This is a genomic window from Pararhodobacter sp. (assembly GCF_036802785.1).
In the GTDB taxonomy this organism is placed as follows: domain Bacteria; phylum Pseudomonadota; class Alphaproteobacteria; order Rhodobacterales; family Rhodobacteraceae; genus Pararhodobacter.
Genome location: NZ_DAIRVN010000120.1, coordinates 1 through 6385, shown reverse-complemented (window position 1 = coordinate 6385; position 6385 = coordinate 1). Strand labels below are relative to the sequence as shown.

The following is a 6385-nucleotide window of genomic DNA, read 5'->3' as shown; positions in this document are numbered from 1 at the left end:
CCCCCCCCCCCCCCCCCCCCCCCCCCCGCGCCCCCCCAAGCTGTGAACATGCCGACGGTTCAAAAGCCGGGCACAACGCGTTAGAACCCTGTTACCATGACCCGCTTCCTTCTGTTCCTTGCCATCGCCGCCGCGCTGATCTGGGCGCTGCTTGCCGGCCCTCTGGCCGCACCGATGCAGGCTGCGCTGGCACCACTGGGTCGCTGGCTTCTGATGCAGCAGGCCGCCTTTCAGACCGGCCTCGCCCAATCGTTGCGCGGCATTCACGGCGGGCAGGGCGGGGCGTTCTGGGGGCTCATGGGCCTGTGCCTGGCCTATGGCTTTGTTCACGCGGCGGGGCCGGGGCATGGCAAGGCGCTGCTGGCTGCCTATGGCGTCGCACGGCGGGTGCCGTTGATGAAACTGGCCGGGATCGGCTTTCTGTCCGCGATGGCGCAGGGCACGGCGGCGGTTGTGCTGGTGCTGGTTCTGGCCGGGCTCGCCGGGATGGGCCGCGCCGGTATCGAAACCGTTGATCGCGGGGTTCTGACCAGCCTGAGCCTTGTTGCCATGGGCGCCGTCGGCCTGTGGTTGATCTGGCGGGCGCTGGCGCGGCTGGCCCGGACGGCGCACCCCCATGCCGAAGCGGCCCTTCCGATACCGGCCGCCGCCGGTACGTCCGGTCCCGCCAGCGCGCTTCTGGCGGCGAGCCGGTCGGGCGGAAAGCCGCGCATGCATGTCTTCCCCCTTCCGCGCGGCGCGGCGCCGATGCCTGCCGACGCGCCCTGCCCCGATTGCGGCATGCACCACCTGCCCCCTGTCGAAGCCATGATGCGGGCGGCCAGCTGGCGCGAGGTCGCGGCCCTTGTTGCGGCGGTGGCGGTGCGGCCATGCTCCGGCGCGCTGATCCTGTTGCTGCTGACATGGCAGATGGGCCTGTTGTGGGTGGGAATCGCCGGAACCTATGCCATGGCACTGGGCACGGCAGGTGTGGCCGCCCTGCTGGCACTGGTGCTGGCGCTGGGGCGTGACGGTTTGCTGCGCGGCGCGCAGCGCGCGCTGCCCCGGTCAGGGGGGCTGCCCCTGTCCATCGGGATTGAGGCGCTGGCGGGCCTTGCGTTGGTCATCGGTGTGCTGTCGGTCGCCCTCGCCCTGCGCTGAGCGCTGCCGTTCCCGCGCCTCCTTCCACCCCTGCCCTTCCATATCCGCCGGGGCTTTCCCTTTTTATTATACTCGTGCATAACTGCATGTCGCCGGGCTGCGCCCCGGCTTTCGCAATCATTCAGGACCGTCGTCATGACCGCCCCCGCAAACCTGGGCTTTCGCGCGAATGCGCGTGCCGTACTGGTGCTTGGCCTGCCGCTGATCGGCAGCCATATGGCGCAGTTTGCGCTGCATGTTACCGACACCATCATGCTGGGCTGGTATGGCGTGACCGATCTGGCGGCAGGGGCACTGGGCGCCACGGTCTTTTTCACCTTCTTCACGCTGGGCGCGGGCTATGCCAATGCGGTGATGCCGATGGTCGCCACCTCGGCCGCCTCAGGCGATGATACCGATGTGCGCCGGGCCACGCGGATGGGCATGTGGCTGTCCATCGGCTATGCGCTGATGGTGCTGCCCATCTTCCTGTTTTCCCGCCCCCTTCTGCTGGGCGCGGGGCAGGAAACCGAGATCGCCACGCTTGGCGGTGCCTATCTGGCGCTTGTGGGTTTCGGGGTCGCACCCGCTCTTCTGGTCATGGTGCTGAAAAGCTATCTCGCGGCGCTGGGGCGCACGCAAGTGGTGCTTTTCGTCACGGTATCGGCCGTGTTCGTCAATATCGCGCTGAACTGGGTTCTGATCTTCGGCAATCTGGGCTTTCCGGCGCTGGGGGTAAAGGGGGCGGCGATTGCCTCGGTTGTGGTGCAGCTGTTCACGCTGGGTATCATGCTGGCCTATGCCGCCTGGGTGCCTGCGCTGCGCCGCTACACGCTGCTGGCGCGGTTCTGGCGGCCGGACTGGCAGGCCATGCGGCAGGTCAATGCGCTGGGGCTGCCGATCGGGCTGGCGATGCTGGCGGAAACCGGGCTTTTCGCGGCTTCGGCGGTGATGATGGGCTGGCTGGGCGCGCAGGCGCTGGCCGCGCATTCCATCGCGCTGGAGATCACGGCGATGTTCTTCATGATCCATATGGGCCTGTCGAATGCCGCCACGGTGCTGGTGGGCCGCGCGCGTGGCCGGGGTGACAACGAGGGGCTGCGGGCGGCGGCGCGGGCGGCGCTTCTGTTGTCGATGGCGGTCGCCTTTGCCACCATGGCCGTCTATTTTCTGGCGGGTGAGCTGATGGTGGGCGCCTTCCTAAACCCCAACGACCCTGAGCGCGCAGTGATCGTGCCGCTGGGCGTCACGCTTCTGATGGTGGCGGCGCTGTTCCAGCTTGCCGATGGCGGTCAGGCGATGGCGATGGGCCTGTTGCGCGGCATTCAGGATACCAAGATGCCGCTGATCATCGCCGCTGTCAGCTACTGGCTGATCGGCATTCCGCTCAGCTATGCGCTGGCGTTTCTGGCCGGGCTGGAGGGGGTGGGGCTTTGGTTCGGCATGGTTGCCGCACTTTCAGTCGCGGCGCTGGCGTTGCTTGTGCGGTTCTGGCGGGCGGTCCGGGTCTGAGTGGACAGCCGGGCGATGCAGGGTGCGGCGAAAACGGCAGCCCCCCATTGCCCCCGCCCCGCGATACAAGCCATACTGCGGCACGCACGCGCCCCTTGACCCGGTCAGGATAAAGCCCGCCCATGCCCAGACATTTCGCCGGCCTGCTGGTCCCCGCCATCACCCCCTTTACCGCCGAAGGCCTGCCTGACAGCGCCGCTTTCGTGGCGATCTGCCGCTGGTTGCTGGCACAGGGGGCGGACGGGTTGGCGGTGTTCGGCACCACATCCGAGGGCACCTCGCTCACTGTGGCCGAGCGTATGACGCTGCTCGATGCCGCCGTGGAAGGGGGCATTCCGCCTGAGGTGCTGATGCCCGGTGTCGGCAGCCCCGCCCTTGGCGACACCATCGCCCTGACTCGCCATGCCGTTGCACTGGGTTGTGGCGGGGTGCTGTCACTGCCACCGTTCTACTACAAGCCCGCCAGCGTGGAGGGGCTTTTCGCATGGTATGCCGGGGTGATCGAGGGTGTGGCCTCAGACAATCTGGGGCTGTGGCTCTATCACATCCCGCAGATATCGGGCGTCGGCATTCCCTATGCGCTGATTGAGCGGCTGATCGCCGCTTTCCCCGCCAATGTGCCAGGGATCAAGGATTCGTCGGGCGACTGGGCCAATACCGAGGGGATGCTGAAAAACTTCCCCGGCTTCCGCGTTTTTCCGTCGTCGGAAGCGGTGCTGCTCAAGGCCATGGCGCTGGGGGCGGTGGGCTGCATCACCGCCACCGGCAACATCAACCCGCATGGCATCCGCGCCCTGCTGGATGCGCGCGGCACGCCGCAGGCGGAGGGTTTGCAGGCGAAAGCGGCAGCGATCCGGGCGATTCTGGCCGTTTACCCGCTGATACAGGGCTGCAAGGCGGTGCTGTCGGCGGAGCTGAACGACACCCGCCTTGCCCCCCTGCGCCCGCCGCTCACACCCCTGCCCGCCGATCAGGCGCAGGCGCTGCGCGACAGGCTTGCGCAGGCGGGCTGGCGCGTTCCGGGGCCGCTTGACCCGGCCCATACACCCCTAATCTGACTTCCCGGAGGAATACGCATGTCAACTTTCACCACCCGGCCCGAAATTCTGGGCCGCTTCGGCGTCGTCGCCTCCACCCACTGGATCGCTACGGCGGTGGGCATGGGGATACTGGAAAAGGGCGGCAACGCTTTTGACGCGGCGGTGGCGACGGGGCTTGTGCTTCAGGTGGTAGAGCCGCATCTGAACGGGCCTGGCGGCGACATGCCCGCGATCCTCTATTCCGCCAGAACCGGCAAGGTTGAGGTGATCTGCGCACAGGGCCCCGCCCCCGCTGGCGCCACCATCGAGCATTACCGCCGCGAGGGGCTGAGCGTGATCCCGGGTGACGGGCTTCTGGCAACGGTCATCCCCGGCTCGTTCGACGGCTGGATGCTGATGCTGCGCGACCATGGCCGCCTGCCCCTGCGCATGGTGCTGGAGCCTGCGATCTTCTACGCCGGAAAGGGCCATCCGGTGCTGCCGCGCGTGGCCCATACCATCGCCGGGCTGGGCGATTTCTTCCGCACGGAATGGCCCTCGTCATTCGAGACATGGTTGCCCGGCGGCACGGCCCCTGCCCCGCATGCCAATTTCGCCAACCCGGTGCTGGCTGATACCTGGACCCGCATTCTGGCCGAGGCCGAAGCGAAATCCGGCCGCGAGGCGCAGATCGAAGCCGCCCGCGATGCCTTTTACCGGGGTTTCGTGGCCGAGAAGATCGCGGCGTTTCTGGATACCGCCGAGGTGATGGATGCCTCTGGCACCCGCCACAAGGGCGTGCTGAGCGCAGACGACATGGCCGGATACCGCGCCCATACCGAGGCCCCGCTGACCCATGATTACCACGGCTGGACGGTCGCCAAATGCGGGCCATGGACGCAGGGGCCGGTATTCCTGCAGGCGCTGGCCATCCTCGACAGCATGGATCTGGGCGCGATGGACCCGCTGGGCACCGATTTTGTCCATACCGTCACCGAGGCGCAGAAACTCGCCTTCGCCGACCGCGAGGTCTATTACGGCGACCCAGATTTCGCGCCGGTGCCGATGGAGGCGCTGCTGTCGGCGCAATATAATACCGCCCGCCGCGCGCTGATCGGCGCGCAGGCCAGCCTTGATCTGAACCCCGGCACCATCGCGGGCTTTGAGGATCAGCGCGCGCGCACCATGGCGTTGCTGGAAGCGCTCAGCCCCACCGATCAGGCCGTCTATGAACCGACGATGGCGCATCTGACCGAAAAGAAGGGCGATACGGTGCATATTGATGTCATCGACGCCGAGGGGAACATGGTCTCGGTCACGCCCTCGGGCGGGTGGCTGCAATCCTCGCCGGTGGTGCCGGGGCTGGGCTTTGCCCTGAACACCCGCGCGCAGATGTTCTGGCTTGAGGAAGGCCTGCCCACCTCGCTGGCCCCCGGCAAACGGCCCCGCACCACGCTCACACCGTCGCTGGCGCTGAAGGACGGGCAGCCGCAGATGGTGTTCGGCACCCCCGGCGGCGACCAGCAGGACCAGTGGCAACTGGTGTTCTTCCTGCGCTATGTGCATTCCGGGCTGAACCTGCAGCAGGTGATCGACCAGCCGCTGTTTCACACCACGCATTTCCCGGCCTCGTTCTACCCCCGCGCACGCGAGCCGGGCGGGCTGATGATCGAGCGCAATATCGGCAAAGCGGTGCTGGACGACCTGCGCGCACGCGGGCACAAAGTGACCGAGGCGCCCGAATGGTCGGTGGGCCGCCTGACCGCCGCACGGCGCATGCCCGACGGCCTTTTGCGCGCCGCCGCCACACCGCGGCTGATGCAGGCCTATGCCGTGGGGCGCTGAAGGCTGAACCCACCGCCGTTGTTGCGGGGCGCGGGCGCCTTTGATAGCGTCGCGGGGCAAGGCTCAGGCTCTGCAAGGCGTCGGCTCGGGGAGGGGCTCAGGCGTGCTGGATTACACTCATGACGGGCTCCTGGTGGCGGCATCGCTGGCCGTCGCGCTGATGGCGGGATTCACCGGGCTGTCGCTGACGCGCGGCGCCTCGGCCCTGCCGGTGGCCCGGCGCAAGCTGATGGTGTCGATGTCGGCGCTGGCGCTGGGGGGCGGCATCTGGTCGATGCATTTCGTGGCCATGCTGGGGCTGCAACTGCCGGTGCAGTTCTATTACGATTCGCTCCTGACACTGATCTCGGCGCTCGTGGCGATCCTGATCGCCGGGCTGGCGCTGCTCGTCGTGCATTTCGGGCAGCGCACACGGGCGCGGGTGGTGCTGGCCGGCGCGATTGTCGGGCTGGGTATTCCGGTGATGCATTATGTCGGCATGTCGGGGATGCAGATCTGCCGCCCCGTCTATGGCGCGGGCGGTGTAGCGGTGGCGCTGACGGTTTCGGTGGCGCTGAGCGTGGCTGCTTTCCTGATCGCCTATGACAAACGCGCGCCGCGCAATATCGTGCTGGGCACGCTGGGTTTCGGACTGGCCGTGTTCGCGGTGCATTTCACGGCGATGGCAGGAACCGGTTTCGTGCTGGCAGACGGGGGCGCGGGCACCGGCCCGCTGATCAGTAACGGGGTGCTGGCCTTCGGGGTGACCCTGACGGTCTTCGTTCTGTCGGGCGCCTTCCTGCTGACCGGCGTGACCTTTGGCCCCCAGCGCGCGCCTGACGGCATTCCCGGTGCCATGCCCGCCCCGGTGCCCCAGGCTGCAGAACCTGCCACTGCCCCCGCCCCTCTGC

The 6385-nt window shown here is 67.7% G+C and carries 5 protein-coding genes; all 5 read left to right on the top strand.

The features are described from left to right. The first annotated feature begins 96 nt into the window (after nt 1–96). Complete coding sequence (locus V7Q53_RS22745) at nt 97–1140, top strand: nickel/cobalt transporter (protein WP_333831257.1); 1044 nt, start codon at nt 97–99, stop codon at nt 1138–1140. Between the two features lie 135 nt (nt 1141–1275). Next, on the top strand, nt 1276–2631 hold the full coding sequence (locus tag V7Q53_RS22740; protein WP_333831254.1) for an MATE family efflux transporter: 1356 nt from the start codon (nt 1276–1278) through the stop codon (nt 2629–2631). 122 nt (nt 2632–2753) lie between these two features. Beyond that, the gene (locus V7Q53_RS22735) at nt 2754–3689 is read left to right on the top strand and encodes a dihydrodipicolinate synthase family protein (protein WP_333831252.1); all 936 of its coding nucleotides are present in this window, start codon (nt 2754–2756) and stop codon (nt 3687–3689) included. Nucleotides 3690–3707: 18 nt separating this feature from the next. Further along, nucleotides 3708–5495, top strand: coding sequence for a gamma-glutamyltransferase family protein (locus V7Q53_RS22730; protein WP_333831250.1), 1788 nt, complete (start codon nt 3708–3710; stop codon nt 5493–5495). Between the two features lie 103 nt (nt 5496–5598). Next, nucleotides 5599–6385: MHYT domain-containing protein (locus tag V7Q53_RS22725; protein WP_333831249.1), on the top strand; the 787-nt coding region annotated here is incomplete at its 3' end.